This is a genomic window from Pseudomonas wenzhouensis (assembly GCF_021029445.1).
In the GTDB taxonomy this organism is placed as follows: domain Bacteria; phylum Pseudomonadota; class Gammaproteobacteria; order Pseudomonadales; family Pseudomonadaceae; genus Aquipseudomonas; species Aquipseudomonas wenzhouensis.
Genome location: NZ_CP072610.1, coordinates 3,031,236 through 3,046,598, shown reverse-complemented (window position 1 = coordinate 3,046,598; position 15,363 = coordinate 3,031,236). Strand labels below are relative to the sequence as shown.

At 61.8% G+C, this 15,363-nt stretch carries 14 protein-coding genes; 10 read left to right on the top strand and 4 right to left on the bottom strand.

What is annotated here, in order from left to right; translation table 11 throughout:
• Positions 1 to 7: 7 nt before the first annotated feature.
• Together sulA and lexA are read right to left on the bottom strand one after the other, a co-directional pair.
• The gene (sulA, locus tag J7655_RS14035; RefSeq protein ID WP_230924971.1) at positions 8 to 481 is read right to left on the bottom strand and encodes an SOS-induced cell division inhibitor SulA; all 474 of its coding nucleotides are present in this window, start codon (positions 479 to 481) and stop codon (positions 8 to 10) included.
• Positions 482 to 490: 9 nt separating this feature from the next.
• The gene (gene lexA, locus J7655_RS14030; RefSeq protein WP_230924970.1) at positions 491 to 1,105 is read right to left on the bottom strand and encodes a transcriptional repressor LexA; all 615 of its coding nucleotides are present in this window, start codon (positions 1,103 to 1,105) and stop codon (positions 491 to 493) included.
• A gap of 228 nt (positions 1,106 to 1,333) precedes the next feature.
• On the opposite strand from lexA, the gene J7655_RS14025 reads away from it, so the two are divergent.
• From J7655_RS14025 to nagZ, 3 genes are read left to right on the top strand one after another with little or no spacing between them, the layout of a single operon-like run.
• Positions 1,334 to 2,041: a TetR/AcrR family transcriptional regulator gene (locus J7655_RS14025; protein WP_230924969.1), complete on the top strand. Its 708-nt coding sequence runs from the start codon at positions 1,334 to 1,336 to the stop codon at positions 2,039 to 2,041.
• 49 nt (positions 2,042 to 2,090) lie between these two features.
• Positions 2,091 to 2,618 carry a L,D-transpeptidase gene (locus J7655_RS14020; RefSeq protein WP_230924968.1) on the top strand — a complete coding sequence of 176 codons (528 nt, stop codon included), beginning with the start codon at positions 2,091 to 2,093 and terminating at the stop codon, positions 2,616 to 2,618.
• An 11-nt stretch (positions 2,619 to 2,629) separates the two neighbouring features.
• A complete protein-coding gene (gene nagZ / locus J7655_RS14015; protein WP_230924967.1) occupies positions 2,630 to 3,628 on the top strand; it encodes a beta-N-acetylhexosaminidase in 999 nt (332 codons plus the stop codon).
• 23 nt (positions 3,629 to 3,651) lie between these two features.
• Here the strand turns inward: nagZ and J7655_RS14010 are convergent, their stop codons facing one another.
• Complete coding sequence (locus J7655_RS14010) at positions 3,652 to 4,176, bottom strand: CsiV family protein (protein ID WP_230924966.1); 525 nt, start codon at positions 4,174 to 4,176, stop codon at positions 3,652 to 3,654.
• A gap of 11 nt (positions 4,177 to 4,187) precedes the next feature.
• Positions 4,188 to 7,625: a transcription-repair coupling factor gene (gene mfd / locus J7655_RS14005; protein WP_230924965.1), complete on the bottom strand. Its 3,438-nt coding sequence runs from the start codon at positions 7,623 to 7,625 to the stop codon at positions 4,188 to 4,190.
• Positions 7,626 to 7,756: 131 nt separating this feature from the next.
• Between mfd and J7655_RS14000 the strand changes: the two genes are divergently transcribed.
• From J7655_RS14000 to nqrF, 7 genes are all read left to right on the top strand, one after another.
• Positions 7,757 to 9,223, top strand: a complete 1,467-nt coding sequence (locus J7655_RS14000; protein ID WP_230924964.1) for a glyceraldehyde-3-phosphate dehydrogenase — start codon at positions 7,757 to 7,759, stop codon at positions 9,221 to 9,223.
• Between the two features lie 288 nt (positions 9,224 to 9,511).
• Positions 9,512 to 10,849, top strand: coding sequence for a Na(+)-translocating NADH-quinone reductase subunit A (locus J7655_RS13995; RefSeq protein WP_230924963.1), 1,338 nt, complete (start codon positions 9,512 to 9,514; stop codon positions 10,847 to 10,849).
• A gap of 3 nt (positions 10,850 to 10,852) precedes the next feature.
• Positions 10,853 to 12,064, top strand: coding sequence for an NADH:ubiquinone reductase (Na(+)-transporting) subunit B (locus J7655_RS13990; protein WP_147812037.1), 1,212 nt, complete (start codon positions 10,853 to 10,855; stop codon positions 12,062 to 12,064).
• Positions 12,057 to 12,845 (top strand): Na(+)-translocating NADH-quinone reductase subunit C, encoded by a 789-nt coding sequence (locus tag J7655_RS13985; protein ID WP_230924962.1) that lies wholly within the window; start codon positions 12,057 to 12,059, stop codon positions 12,843 to 12,845. Before J7655_RS13990 ends, J7655_RS13985 begins: the two co-directional genes overlap by 8 nt.
• Positions 12,842 to 13,516, top strand: coding sequence for an NADH:ubiquinone reductase (Na(+)-transporting) subunit D (locus J7655_RS13980; RefSeq protein ID WP_230927730.1), 675 nt, complete (start codon positions 12,842 to 12,844; stop codon positions 13,514 to 13,516). The genes J7655_RS13985 and J7655_RS13980 overlap by 4 nt, the downstream gene beginning before the upstream one ends.
• Positions 13,516 to 14,124, top strand: a complete 609-nt coding sequence (nqrE, locus tag J7655_RS13975) for an NADH:ubiquinone reductase (Na(+)-transporting) subunit E (RefSeq protein WP_230924961.1) — start codon at positions 13,516 to 13,518, stop codon at positions 14,122 to 14,124. Before J7655_RS13980 ends, nqrE begins: the two co-directional genes overlap by 1 nt.
• A 15-nt stretch (positions 14,125 to 14,139) precedes the next feature.
• Positions 14,140 to 15,363 carry an NADH:ubiquinone reductase (Na(+)-transporting) subunit F gene (nqrF, locus tag J7655_RS13970; protein WP_230924960.1) on the top strand — a complete coding sequence of 408 codons (1,224 nt, stop codon included), beginning with the start codon at positions 14,140 to 14,142 and terminating at the stop codon, positions 15,361 to 15,363.

Below are 15,363 nucleotides of genomic sequence, written 5' to 3'. Positions count from 1 at the left end.
TGCACCTTTAGCCCAGGCTGATATTCAGGCTTTGCGCGCTGCCGAGATTGGCGGCGTGCGCCAGGCGTTGGCGCGTGCTGTGCTCGACCGGATGCAGCCAACTGACCACAGTATGGCTGCGGCCCAGTTTGAGTGCCTCCTCAGCCAGCTCCAGAGCGCTTTGCCCTTGTCGCGGCTGCAGCAGTAGGATGCGTTCACGATTCAGGCCGGCATCGCGTAGCCAGCTTTGTGTGAGGCTGGCGGGTGGCGCCACCAGGGTCAGCCAGCGTGCATCCTGATTCTGGCTCAGCTCACGCAGAATCGGCGCCAGCAGGTGCAGGCAGTGGCCGGCGGCACCACGCAGAGCCAGTTCACTGAACGTCTGATCATCCTCGCCACGCGGGATATCATTTGTGGCTAGCAGCGGCTCTTCAGGCGTTCGGCCAAGGAACGCGTCGAAAAGTGGGAGTTGTGGGCGCTCGAACGACTGCTGCATGTGCATGGCGTTTCCTCAGCGGCGGATTACACCGACACTCAAACCTTCGATGATCAGATCCTGGTGTTCCAGGTCCACTTCGATCGGGGCAAACTCGGGATTTTCGGCAATCAGCCAGACCTTGTTGCCCTCGCGTTTGAAACGTTTGACCGTCACTTCGTCATCGATACGGGCGACGACGATCTGGCCGTTGCGTGCTTCGCGGGTGGTGTGTACGGCGAGCAGATCACCATCGAAAATACCGATGTCCTTCATGCTCATGCCGCGTACGCGCAACAGATAGTCGGCTTTGGGTTGAAAGAAGGCGGGGTTGATCTGGCAGGATTCCTCGACGTGTTGCTGGGCGAGAATCGGCGCGCCGGCTGCGACGCGGCCAATCACCGGCAGGCCTTCGTCCTCGTTTGCTGCGCCAGTTTCGAAGCCGGGAATGCGGATGCCGCGCGAAGCGCCTGGCGTCATCTCGATGGCACCCTTGCGGGCGAGGGCCTTGAGGTGTTCTTCTGCGGCGTTGGGTGACTTGAACCCCAGTTCCTGAGCGATTTCCGCACGGGTGGGAGGGTAGCCGTTGTCTTCCAGGCAGCGTTTGATGAAAGCGAGAATCTCGGCTTGGCGTGGCGTCAGTTTCAGCATGGCTGGGCTCTGTCTTTTTATACAGTGACTGGAATTATATACAGTAAAGAGTGCTTGGCAACGACCATTTTTCAAGCCTATGCCGTTTGCTGTGTTACCTGTTGCGGGTAATCGGCGTCTTTGCTTGCTGTTAGCTGTGACCGGCCAGCCAAAAGACGGCTCATGCGGCTTGACAATCAAGCAGGCTGAAACGTATGTTTCAAACGAGTGTTTGTCAGGTGAGAACTCATGGCTCAGTCGGAAACCGTTGAACGCATTCTCGATGCTGCGGAACAGCTGTTCGCGGAAAAAGGCTTCGCAGAGACCTCGCTGCGTCTGATTACCAGCAAGGCTGGGGTCAATCTGGCAGCCGTCAATTACCACTTCGGTTCGAAGAAGGCGCTGATTCAGGCTGTCTTCTCGCGTTTTCTCGGGCCATTTTGCGCCAGCCTTGAGAAAGAACTGGATCGTCGTCAGGCCAAGTCCGACACGCAGTTCTCGCTGGAGGAGTTGCTGGAGTTGCTGGTCGAGCAGGCGCTGGCGGTGAAGCCTCGCAGTGGCAATGACCTGTCGATCTTCATGCGTCTGCTCGGTCTGGCGTTCAGTCAGAGCCAGGGGCATCTGCGTAAATACCTGGAAGAAGTTTACGGCAAGGTGTTCCGCCGCTACATGCTGCTGGTGCATGAGGCGGCGCCGCGCATTCCGCCGCTGGAACTGTTCTGGCGCGTGCACTTCATGCTGGGGGCGGCAGCCTTCAGCATGTCCGGGATCAAGGCCTTGCGCGCCATGGCGGAGACGGATTTCGGCGTCAACACCTCGATCGAGCAGGTGATGCGCATGATGGTGCCGTTCCTGGCAGCCGGTATGCGTTCGGAAACCGGGGTCAACGACCCGGCGCTGGCCACTGCGCAACTCAAGCCGCGCAGCAAGACGCCAGGCACGGCACCCAAGGTCTGAGCGATCAGCCGGTGGGCTTGGGTGCAGCCTTCGGCTAAGCTAGCGGCCCATGGCCGAACTCGATCTCCTGCATATCTCCATCGCCGATCAGGCGCTCTACGGTTTCACTGGCGGGCAACTGAAGTTGCGTCTGCCCGTTTCCACTGCACTCAATGGCCCCGGTGAGCGTAACGGCTCGGGCTGTACGCCGCGTGGGCTGCATCAGGTGCGCGCGAGGATTGGCGCCGGTTTGCCTGTGGCTGCGGTGCTGCGCGGCCGTCGCTGGACGGGCGAGGTCTGGTCGCCGCAGTTGCATGAGCAGTTTCCAGGCCGCGACTGGATTCTCACCCGCATTCTCTGGCTAAGCGGTCTCGAGCCCGGGCGCAACCGTATGGGTGAGGTCGATACCTTCCGCCGCTACATCTATCTGCATGGCACGCCGGATACGGAACCCATGGGCGAGCCGTTGTCCCATGGCTGCATCCGTTTGCGTAACGCGGACATGCTGATGCTCTTCGACCGCGTCCCGCATCACTGCAAGGTGCGCATCGATGAGGCGCCGTGTTCGCAGTGGGCGGCAAACCAGGATTTCAAATAAGGAATAGCTTCATGCAAGGCTCTTTGATGATGGACATCGCCGGTACCTGGCTGACTGCCGAGGATCGCCAGATGCTGCGCCAGCCCGAAGTGGGCGGTCTGATCATTTTTGCCCGCAACATCGAATCGTCGCCCCAGGTGCGCGAGCTGTGCCAGAGCATTCGCGCCGTGCGCCCGGATCTGCTGCTGGCGGTGGATCAGGAGGGCGGCCGGGTTCAGCGGCTGCGTCAGGGTTTTCTGCGGCTGCCGGCGATGCGTGCGATTGCCGATAACCACAACGCCGAAGCGCTGGCCGAGCAGTGCGGCTGGCTGATGGCGACCGAGGTGCTGGCGGTTGGGCTGGATCTGAGTTTCGCCCCGGTGCTGGATCTTGACCACCAGCGCAGTGCGGTGGTTGGCAGCCGCGCCTTCGAGGGGGATCCGCAGCGGGCCACCACGCTGGCTGCCGCGTTCATTCGTGGCATGCATCAGGCGGGTATGGCGGCGACCGGTAAGCACTTCCCCGGGCATGGTTGGGCCGAGGCCGATTCCCACGTTGCAATCCCGGTTGACGAGCGCAGTCTCGATGAGATTCGTGCCTGCGACATGCAGCCATTCAAGCACCTGGCGAGCACGCTCGATGCGGTGATGCCGGCGCATGTCATCTATCCGCAGGTCGATGAGCAGCCAGCGGGCTTCTCCCGTCGCTGGCTGCAGGACATCCTGCGCGGTGAGTTGGGTTTCGACGGCGTGATCTTCAGCGATGACCTGTCCATGACTGGAGCGCATGTGGTCGGCGATGCCGGCAAGCGTATCGAGGCGGCCCTCGCAGCCGGCTGTGACATGGGCCTGGTATGCAACGACCGGGGCTCAGCCGAACTGGCCCTCAGCGCACTGCAGCGCCTGCAGGTCAGGCCAGCTGAGCGCCTGCAGCGCATGCGTGGGCGTGTGCATGCCTGCACCGATTACCGCCAGGTACCGCGCTGGTCGGCGGCTGTTGCGGCGCTCAGGGCTGCACAACTGATTGACTGAGGCAATAAGCGTAAGCGGCTCGCTCAAAGCGGGCTGATGCGTACCAGTGCGCCCAGGCTGCCATGATCCAGATAGGTCAGGCTGTTGTCCTTCAGGCGCTGGGCGACTTTCATGTGCTCGCTGCTTTCCAGCAGACCGTCAGCGCTGAAGCGATTGATCCACAGTTCCAGATCCAGATCGGCAAAGCGATCCTGGGTGAAGGCGAGGGTGCCTTCGACCGGATAGTGGCCCAGGTGCGCCTCGCCACTGCTGACCGCGACGCGGCTTGGCGTGCTGCTCAGTGTCTGGCTCCAGGCCTTGTGCAGCAGCACCTGATAGCCGTTGCCCGGATTGAGTTTGGCGGCTTCATTATCGAGACTGGTGGGGCGTTCGCTGCCGGCGATTGGCAGGGCGGTGCCGGCCCAGTCGTCCGGCGCGATTTTCGGTGCGATGACCGCATCCCCGGCCTGGCGGAATACCAGCAGTTCGACCTGGTACAGGCGTTCGGCGAAGGCGCTCGGTGCGAGCAGGCAGAGCAGCAGGGCAATCAGGTGCAGTGGGCGCGTCATGGGAGAGTCCTTCAGGTGGTGGGCGCGAGGCGCTCGAACAGGGCTTCCAGGGTGTTGAAGCGTTCTTCCGCGCGCTCCATCGGTACCTGGATCTTGAAGACAGTGGCGCCTTCGAACTTGTAGCGTTTCGGCTGGGCCTGGATCAGCTTGATCAGGGTCAGCGGGTCGACGCAGGTCTCTGCGGCGAACTCGATGCGCCCGCCCTGCGGGCCGGCGTCGACCTTGCTGATGCCCAGCTTGTCGGCCTGCAGTTTGAGCAGGGTCAGGCGCATCAGGTTCTTGGTTGGCTCCGGCAGCAAGCCGAAGCGGTCGATCAACTCCACCTGTAGCTCCTTCAGGCCATCCTCGTCGCTGGCGTTGGCGATGCGCTTATAGAGAATCAGACGAGCATGCACGTCGGGCAGGTAGTCCTCGGGGATCAGCGCCGGCACGCGCAGGTTGATTTCCGGGCCGCCGCCCAGTGGCTGGTCGAGGTTGGGCTGTTCGCCTTTCTGGATGGCCTTGACCGCGCGCTCGAGCATTTCCATGTACAGGGTGAAGCCGACGGCCTGGATTTGCCCGCTCTGGCCGTCGCCGAGCAGTTCGCCGGCGCCACGGATTTCCAGATCGTGCGTGGCGAGAATGAAGCCGGCGCCGAGATCCTGCGCGCCGGCGATGGCTTCCAGGCGCTTCTGCGCATCCTCGGTCATGCTCTTGCGCGGCGGTGTGAGCAGGTAGGCGTAGGCCTGGTGGTGGCTACGACCGACACGGCCGCGCAGTTGGTGCAGCTGGGCCAGGCCGAACTTGTCGGCGCGCTCGATGATGATGGTGTTGGCGCTGGGTACGTCGATGCCGGTTTCGATGATGGTCGAGGCTACCAGCACGTTGAAGCGCTTGTGGTAGAAGTCGCTCATCACCTGTTCGAGATCGCGCTCGCGCATCTGCCCGTGGCCAATGCCGATGCGCGCCTCGGGCACCAGTTCGGCCAGGTCGGCGGCGCATTTATCGATGGTCTTCACATCGTTGTGCAGGTAGTACACCTGGCCGCCGCGCAGCAGTTCGCGCAGCAGCGCTTCCTTGATGGTCGGCTTGTTCTCTTCCATGACGAAGGTGCGAACCGACAGGCGTCGCGCCGGCGGCGTGGCGATGATCGACAGGTCACGCATGCCGGCCACGGCCATGTTCAGGGTGCGCGGGATCGGCGTGGCGGTGAGGGTGAGGATGTCGACTTCGCTGCGCAGCGCCTTGAGCTGCTCCTTCTGGCGCACGCCGAAACGGTGTTCCTCGTCGATGATCACCAGGCCCAGGTTGTGGAATTTCACATCCTCCTGCAGCAGCTTGTGCGTGCCGATGACGATATCCACCTTGCCTTCAGCCAGTTGCTGCACGGCGCCTTCGACTTCCTTGGCGCTCTTGAAGCGGCTCATCACCTCGACCTTCACCGGCCAGTCGGCGAAGCGGTCGCGGAAGCTGTTGTAGTGCTGCTGGGCGAGCAGGGTGGTGGGCACCAGCACCGCCACCTGCTTGCCGCTGTGCACGGCGATGAAGGCAGCGCGCATGGCCACCTCGGTCTTGCCGAAGCCGACGTCGCCACAGACCAGGCGATCCATGGGCTTGCCGGCGAGCATGTCGCTGCGCACGGCGTCGATGGCGGCCTGCTGATCCGGGGTTTCCTCGAAGGGGAAGCCGGCGCTGAAGGTGGCGTAGTCGACGGCCGGGTCCTGGAAGGCGAAGCCTTCGCGGGCGGCGCGGCGGGCGTAGATGTCGAGCAGTTCGGCGGCGACGTCGCGCACCTGCTCGGCGGCCTTGCGCTTGGCCTTTTGCCAGACTTCCGAGCCGAGGCGGTGCAGTGGGGCCAGGGCGTCGTCGCTGCCGCTGTAGCGGGCGATCAGGTGCAGGCTGGCTACCGGCACATAGAGCTTGGCCTCGTCGGCGTACTGCAAGGCGAGAAATTCAGCGGCCTGGCCGTCGAACTCCATGGTCACCAGGCCCAGGTAGCGGCCGACGCCGTGATCGATATGCACCACCGGCGCGCCTTCGCGCAGTTCGGTGAGGTTCTTGATCACGTTGTCGCCGCCTTCGCGGCCTTTCTCGCGACGACGACGCTGCATCACGCGCTGGCCGAACAGCGGGTTCTCCGGGATCAGCGCCAGTTGGTCGAGCAGCAGGCCTTCATCCAGAGGCGCGACGCAGATATTCAGGCGTTCGCCGCTTTCGACGAACGCCGGCCAGCCGTCGACTTCCTTCGGCTTGAGCTTGAGGCGGGCGAGCAGTTCCAGCAGCACTTCGCGGCGACCGGCGGATTCCGCGCAGAACAGCACGCGGCCCTGGTATTCCTCGATGAAGCGACGCAGCGCCGCCAGCGGCTCGCCGGCCTTGGCCTGAATTGCCAGGTCGGGTAGGGCGCGCGCGTCGAAGCGGGTCTGGCCGACACCGGCTTCGATGTCGTCCTGGTTGACCACCACGCGCGGCCAGCTCTTCAGGCGGGCGAAGCAGTCCTCCACCGGCAGGAAAATGTCTGCAGGTGGCAGCAGCGGGCGCTCGGGGTCGACCCGGCGGTCCTCGTAGCGGTTGCGCGCATCCTGCCAGAACTGCTCGGCGGCCTTCTCGATGCCGGGCAGGGAGAACACCTGGGTGTCGCCCGGCAGGTAGTCGAACAGGGTGCCGGTTTCCTCGAAGAACAGCGGCAGGTAGTACTCGATGCCGGCTGGGGTGATGCCCGAGGACAGGTCCTGATAGATCGGGCAGCGGCGAAAATCGACGTCGAAACGTTCGCGAAAGCGCCCGCGGAAATCGGTGACAGCTTTTTTCTCCAGTGGAAACTCACGCGCCGGCAACAGGCGGATCGACTCGACCTTGTCCACCGAGCGCTGGTTTTCCGGGTCGAAGGTGCGCAGGGTCTCGATCTCGTCGTCGAACAGATCGATGCGGTAGGGCACCTCGCTGCCCATGGGGAAGAGGTCGATCAGCGCGCCGCGCACGGCGAACTCGCCATGTTCGTACACTGTATCGACGCAGCGGTAGCCGGCGGCCTCCAGACGCGTGCGCATCTGCTCCACATCCAGTTTCTGGCCCACGTCCAGCACCAGGCTGCTACCCAGCAGGAAGCGCTTCGGCGCCAGGCGGTGTAGGGCAGTCGCGATCGGCACTACGAGAATGCCGCGGCTCAGTTGCGGTAGCCGGTACAGCGCGGCGATACGCTGGGAGATGATGTCCTGGTGGGGCGAGAAGACGTCGTAGGGCAGGGTTTCCCAGTCGGGGAAATGCAGCACCGGCAGGTCCGGGGCGAAGAAGGCCAGTTCTTCCTGCAGGCGCTCGGCGCTCTGGCTGCCCTCGGTCAATACCAGGGTGAAGCGCCCGGCATTGCTGGCCGCTTCGGCTATCGCCAGAGAGAGGGCGGCGCCGGGCAGATTGCCCCATTGCTGTTTGCCGGCGCTGGCCGGCAGAGACGGAAGACGCAGTACGGACACGGGCGGCTCACGATCATTACGAAGGGCCGGGAATTGTAGCGGGGCTTGCTGGTCAATGTCAGTCACGACAGGCGCGCATTGCTCCCACGAGCGCACGCCGTCATAATGTAGCCCCTTTTTTCAGCCCCTACATGTGGAAGGTACTGCCCGTGACTCAGAAGCCCGACCAGTGTCTCGGTGAATGGATAGATCGTGAAGCTCTCGCGGAAGCGATGATTCCGCTGATTGGTCAGCTCTATCGCAACAACAATGTGGTGACCTCGATCTACGGCCGCGGCCTGATCAACCGTTCGGTCATCGACATCCTCAAGGCTCACCGTTTCGCCCGTCACCGCCTGGCTGAAGAAACCGAGCTGTCGGTGCACGACACCTTCCCCATGCTCAAGGCCATGAGCGAGCTCAAGCTGGGCGCCGCCTCCGTGGACCTGGGCAAGCTGGTTGCCAAGTTCAAGGCCGAAGGTGCTGGTCGCGCTGTCGAGCAGTTCGTCAAGGACGAGCTGGCCGATGTAGTCGGCAAGCAGAACGGTGCAGGCCGTGAAGGCACTGACGTGGTGCTCTACGGTTTCGGCCGTATCGGCCGCCTGCTGGCGCGCATCCTGATCGAGAAGACCGGTGGCGGTGACGGCCTGCGTCTGCGTGCCATCGTCGTGCGCAAGGGCGCCAGCAATGATCTGGTCAAGCGTGCCAGCCTGCTGCGTCGTGACTCGGTGCATGGCAAGTTCAACGGCACCATCACCATCGATGAAGAGAACAACACCCTTACGGCCAACGGCAACCTGATTCAGGTGATCTACGCCAAGGACCCGAAGGAAGTCGACTACACCCAGTACGGCATCAAGAACGCACTGCTGGTGGACAACACCGGTGTATGGCGTGACGCCGAGGGTCTGGGCCAGCACCTGGCCTGCCCGGGCGTCGATCGCGTCGTTCTCACTGCACCTGGCAAGGGTGCGCTGAAGAACATCGTGCATGGCATCAACCACAGCGAAATCACCGTCGAGGACAAGATCATCTCTGCGGCTTCCTGCACCACCAACGCCATCGTGCCGGTGCTCAAGGCGGTCAATGATCAGTACGGCATCGTCAACGGTCACGTCGAGACCGTTCACTCCTACACCAACGACCAGAACCTGATCGACAACTTCCACAAGGGCAGTCGTCGTGGTCGTAGCGCCGCGCTGAACATGGTCATCACCGAAACCGGTGCCGCCACCGCAGCCGCCAAGGCGCTGCCGGTTCTGAAAGGCAAGCTGACCGGCAACGCCATTCGCGTGCCGACGCCGAACGTGTCCATGGCCATCCTCAATCTGAACCTGGAGAAGGCCACCACCCGCGAAGAGATCAACGAGTACCTGCGCCAGATGGCCATGCACTCGGATCTGCAGAAGCAGATCGATTTCGTCAGCTCGCAGGAAGTGGTATCGACCGACTTCGTTGGTTCGCGTCACGCCGGCGTGGTCGATGCCGAAGCCACCATCGCCAACGATAACCGCGTCGTGCTGTACGTCTGGTACGACAACGAGTTCGGTTACAGCTGCCAGGTGGTGCGCGTGATGGAAGACATGGCCGGGGTCAACCCGCCGGCTTTTCCGCGCTGATGGCCGCATAGCGTAAAAAGGAACGGGAGCCTCGGCTCCCGTTTTTTATGCGCAAGAATTGACGCGAATCAGCGCCGGGATTGTTGCGTCCTGTTACCGAAAGGCCAAAAAAAGCAAGCGCTTGGGTGGTCAGTGCAGGGGGGGGTCTTTATAATCAAGCGGATTTTTTACCCAGGTTTGGCACCTTCCTCCACGCCCGTATCGTATCGGTGTGGTCGGGTCTATTAGACCTTCGGTAGTGTCGCCTGTCCTATAAAAAGCTTTCTAAATCAGTGGTTAGGCAAACCTATGATCAAACTAAAGCATGGGCTCGATTTGCCCATAACGGGTGCGCCGGCACAGCGTATCGAGGCCGCCAGGCCCGTGCGCAGTGTCGCCGTCATCGGCTTCGACTATCACGGGATGAAGCCGACGATGGAAGTGCAGGTCGGTGACCGGGTCAAGCTCGGGCAGTTGCTGTTTACCGACAAGAAGACACCCGGCGTGCGTTACACTGCCCCTGCGGCTGGCGTGATCAGCGCCATTCACCGCGGCGAGAAGCGGGTTCTGCAATCCGTGGTCATCGATCTCGATGGCGACGAGCAGGAGACCTTTGCCCACTACGCTGTCGATCAGCTCGAAGCGCTGAGCAGCGAGCAGGTTCGCGAGAACCTGCAGCAGTCCGGTCTGTGGACTGCCCTGCGTACGCGTCCGTTCAGCAAGGTGCCGGCGCTCGATGCCGTGCCCCGGTCGATCTTCGTCACGGCCATCGACACGCATCCGCTTGCCGCCGATCCTGCGGTGATCATCGGCGAACATGCCACTGATTTCGAAAATGGTCTGAAGGTGCTCGGCAACCTGGCCAAGGTGTTCCTGTGCAAGGCCGATGGCGTCAGCCTGCCTGGCGAGAAACTGGCCAAGGTACAGAGCGAAGCCTTCGCCGGCCCGCACCCGGCAGGCCTGCCAGGTACTCACATCCACTTCCTCGACCCGGTCAGCATCGGCAGGAGCGTGTGGCAGATTGGTTATCAGGACGTGATTGCCGTCGGCAAACTGTTCACCACTGGCCAGCTGTTCGTCGAGCGCGTGGTCGCTCTGGGCGGCCCGGTTGCCGAGCAGCCGCGTCTGCTGCGCACACGCCTGGGCGCCAACCTGGAAGAACTCACCGCAGGTGAGCTCAAGCCCGGCGTAAATCGGGTGATTTCCGGTTCGGTATTCGGTGGCCGTACCGCGCAGGGCGCTTTCGCCTTCCTCGGTCGTTACCACAATCAGGTGTCCTGCCTGAGCGAGGGCAATGAGCGCGAGATGATGCATTACCTGCGTGCTGGCGTGAACAAGCACTCGGTCATGAATATCTTCGTCTCCAAGCTGGCCAGCGCCAAGCTGTTCAATTTCACCACCACCACCAATGGCAGCCCGCGCGCCATGGTGCCGGTGGGTAACTACGAAGCAGTGATGCCACTGGATATCCTGCCGACTCAACTTTTGCGCTACCTGATCGTCGGTGACACCGAGATGGCCCAGAAACTGGGTTGCCTGGAGCTCGACGAAGAAGACCTGGCGCTGTGCACCTACGTGTGTGCCGGCAAGTATGAATATGGCCCGATCCTGCGGGATAACCTCACCCGCATCGAGAAGGAGGGTTGACTCATGGGTATCCGTGCATTCCTCGACAAGGTCGAGCACAACTTCGAAAAGGGCGGCAAGTACGAAAAGTGGTACGCCCTTTATGAAGCCATCGATACGTTCTTCTACCGTCCTGGCAGCGTGACCAAGACCACCGCTCACGTGCGTGATGGCATCGACCTCAAGCGCATGATGATCACCGTGTGGCTGTGCACCTTTCCGGCTATGTTCTTCGGCATGTGGAACACCGGCTACCAGGCCAACCTGATCTTCGCCCAGAGCCCCGAGCTGCTGGCGAGCCAGGAAGGCTGGCGTTTCGCCCTGATCGGCTCGCTGGCCGGCTTCGACCCGAACAGCCTGTGGGACAACTTCATCCAGGGCGCGGCCTACTTCCTGCCGGTCTACGCGGTGACCTTCATCGTCGGCGGTTTCTGGGAAGTGCTGTTCGCTTCGATCCGCAAGCATGAAGTCAACGAAGGTTTCTTCGTCACCTCCGTGCTGTTCGCCCTGATCCTGCCGCCGAGCATTCCGCTGTGGCAGGTCGCGCTGGGTATCAGCTTCGGTGTGGTGATCGGCAAGGAAGTGTTCGGCGGTACCGGCAAGAACTTCCTCAACCCGGCGCTGACCGGCCGTGCCTTCCTGTTCTTCGCCTACCCGGCGCAGATGTCCGGTGATGCGGTGTGGACTGCAGTGGACGGCTTTGCCGGTGCCACTTCGCTTAGCCTCGCCGCTTCCGGTGGCATCGAGAACGTGATCAACAACGGCATCACCTGGATGGACGCTTTCTTCGGCACCATTCATGGTTCGATGGGTGAGACCAGCACCCTGGCCATCGCCATCGGTGGCCTGGTACTGCTGATCACCAAGATCGCCTCGTGGCGCATCGTGGCCGGTGTGATGCTGGGTATGATCGGCCTGAGCCTGCTGTTCAACCTGATCGGCTCCACTACCAACCCGATGTTCGCCATGCCCTGGTACTGGCATCTGGTCGTCGGTGGTTTCGCTTTCGGCATGTTCTTCATGGCCACCGACCCGGTGTCGAGCTCCATGACCAATACCGGCAAGTGGATCTTCGGTGCCCTGATCGGTGTGATGGTGGTGCTGATCCGTGTGGTCAACCCGGCCTTCCCCGAGGGCATGATGCTGGCGATTCTGTTCGCCAACCTGTTTGCACCGCTGATCGACCACTTCGTCGTTCAGGCCAATATCAAGCGGAGGCTGGCACGTAATGTCTAGTCAAAAAGAATCCACCGTTCGTACGCTGACGGTGGCCCTGCTGGTGTGTCTGGTGTGCTCGGTGTTCGTCGCCGGCGCCGCCATCGCACTGAAGCCAACCCAGGTGGAAAACCGCCTGCTCGACAAACAGCGCAGCATCCTGGCCATTGCCGGCCTGGGTGAGGCGGGTATGAGTGCGGCACAGGTCAAGAGCCTGTTCGATGAGCGCATCCGCGCACGCATCGTCGATCTGGACAGTGGCACCTTCAGCGATGTGCAGGATCCCCTGACCTTCGATCCACTGGCGGCTTCCAAGGATCCGCAGCTGTCCAAGGCCCTGCGCGGTGCCGAAGACATTGCTTCGATCAAGCGCCGTGAGCGCTACACCACGGTGTACATGGTCGAGCGTGACGGTGAGTTGGAGACGCTGGTTCTGCCAGTACGCGGTTATGGTCTGTGGTCGACCCTGCACGGTTTCATGGCGCTCAAGGGCGACCTCAACACTGTCGCCGGCCTTGGCTTCTACCAGCATGCCGAGACCCCCGGTCTGGGCGGTGAGGTGGATAACCCGAAATGGAAAGGCCTGTGGCCGGGCAAGACCCTGTTCAACGACAAGGGTGAACTGGCCATCCAGATCATCAAGGGCAACGTCGACGCGCAGAGTTCGCAGGCCAAGCACCAGGTCGATGGCCTGGCAGGTGCCACCCTGACTCAGAATGGCGTGAACAATCTGTTGCATTTCTGGCTCGGTGAGAACGGCTTCGCGCAGTTCCTCGCCAACTTGCAGAAAGGGGAGGCCTGATCATGTCGCAGCCAACCATTAAAGAAGTCCTGCTCAACCCGATCTTCAACAACAACCCCATCGGCCTGCAGATCCTTGGCATCTGTTCGGCGCTGGCGGTGACCTCGAACCTGAAGACCGCGCTGGTGATGTCGATCGCCCTGACGTTGGTGACCGGCTTCTCCAACCTGTTCATCTCGATGATCCGCAGTCAGATTCCGAGCAGCATCCGCATGATCGTGCAGATGGTGATCATCGCCTCGCTGGTGATCGTGGTCGATCAGGTGCTCAAGGCCTATGCCTACTCGCTCTCCAAGCAGTTGTCGGTGTTCGTCGGCCTGATCATCACCAACTGCATCGTGATGGGCCGTGCCGAAGCCTTCGCCATGCAGAACCCACCGCTGGTGTCGTTCTTCGATGGTATCGGCAATGGCCTGGGTTACAGCGCCATGTTAGTCGCCCTGGGCATCATTCGTGAGCTGTTCGGCGCCGGTAAACTGCTGGGCTACGAGATCATCCCGGTAATCAATGACGGTGGCTGGTATCAGCCCAACGGCATGCTGCTGCTGCCGCCTTCGGCCTTCTTCCTGATCGGCCTGTTCATCTGGGCACTGCGTAGCTGGAAGAAAGATCAGGTCGAGCAGCCGAGCTTCAAGATGGCGCCTCAGGTGTCGAACAAGGAGGCCTACTAATGGAGCACTATCTCAGCCTGTTGGCCAAGGCCGTGTTCGTCGAGAACATGGCGCTGGCCTTCTTCCTTGGCATGTGTACCTTCATCGCCATCTCCAAGAAGGTCGAGACCGCCATCGGTCTTGGCATCGCGGTGGTCGTGGTGCAGGTCATCACCGTGCCGGCGAACAACCTGATCTACACCTACCTGCTCAAGGATGGCGCACTGGCCTGGGCCGGTCTGCCCGAAGTCGATCTGAGCTTCCTCGGTCTGCTCAGCTACATCGGCGTGATCGCTGCCATCGTGCAGATTCTCGAGATGCTGCTGGATAAGTACGTACCTGCGCTGTACAACGCGCTCGGTATCTTCCTGCCGCTGATCACGGTGAACTGCGCCATCATGGGCGGCACCCTGTTCATGGTCGAGCGTGACTACAACCTCGCCGAAAGTACCGTTTACGGTCTGGGCTCGGGGCTGTCCTGGGCGCTGGCGATTGCCGCGCTGGCCGGTATTCGCGAGAAGCTCAAGTACAGCGACGTACCCGCCGGTCTGCAGGGGCTGGGCATCACCTTCATCACCATCGGTCTGATGTCGCTGGGCTTCATGTCCTTCTCCGGCGTGCAGCTGTAAGGAAAGGATGAACAGATGAATTACGAAATCCTACTCGCCATCGGCATGTTCACCGCCATCGTGCTTGCGCTGGTGCTGGTCATCCTCGCGGCACGCGCCAAGCTGGTCTCCAGCGGTGACGTGAGCATCGAAATCAACGGCGAAAAAACCATCGTGGTGCCGGCCGGCGGCAAGCTGCTGCAAACCCTGGCCGACAATGGCATCTTCCTGTCCTCCGCGTGCGGCGGCGGCGGTACCTGCGCGCAGTGCAAGTGTGTCGTCGAGTCCGGCGGCGGCGAGATGCTCTCCACCGAAGAATCGCACTTCACCAAGCGCGAGGCCCGTGAGGGTTGGCGCCTGTCCTGCCAGACGCCAGTCAAGCAGGACATGAAGATCGAAGTCCCGGAAGAAGTGTTTGGTGTCAAGAAGTGGGAATGCACCGTGGTGTCCAACCCCAACGTCGCCACCTTCATCAAGGAACTGACCTTGAAGCTGCCGGAAGGCGAGAACGTCGACTTCCGCGCCGGTGGTTACGTGCAGCTGGAATGCCCGCCGCACACCGTCAACTACAAGGACTTCGACATTCAGGAGGAATATCGCGGCGACTGGGACAAGTTCAACCAGTGGAAGTACGTGTCCAAGGTCGACGAGACCGTGATCCGTGCCTATTCCATGGCCAACTACCCGGAAGAGCGCGGTCTGGTGAAGTTCAACATCCGAATCGCCTCGCCGCCCCCCGGCAAGGATGATCTGCCGCCGGGCAAGATGTCGTCCTACGTGTTCAGCCTCAAGCCGGGTGACAAGATCACCGTGTACGGGCCGTTCGGTGAGTTCTTCGCCAAGGACACCGACGCCGAGATGGTCTTCATCGGCGGTGGTGCCGGCATGGCGCCGATGCGTTCGCACATCTTCGACCAGCTCAAGCGCCTGAAGTCCAAACGCAAGATCAGCTTCTGGTACGGCGCGCGCTCCATGCGCGAGTCGTTCTACAACGAAGAGTACGATCAGTTGGCAGCGGAGAACCCGAACTTCGAATGGCACCTGGCGCTGTCCGACCCGCAGCCGGAAGACAACTGGACTGGCCTCACCGGCTTCATCCATAACGTGTTGTACGAGAACTACCTGAAGGACCATCCGGCTCCGGAAGATTGTGAGTTCTACATGTGCGGCCCACCCATGATGAACGCCGCCGTGATCAAGATGCTCACCGACCTGGGCGTCGAGCCAGAGAATATCCTCCTCGACGACTTCGGCGGCTAA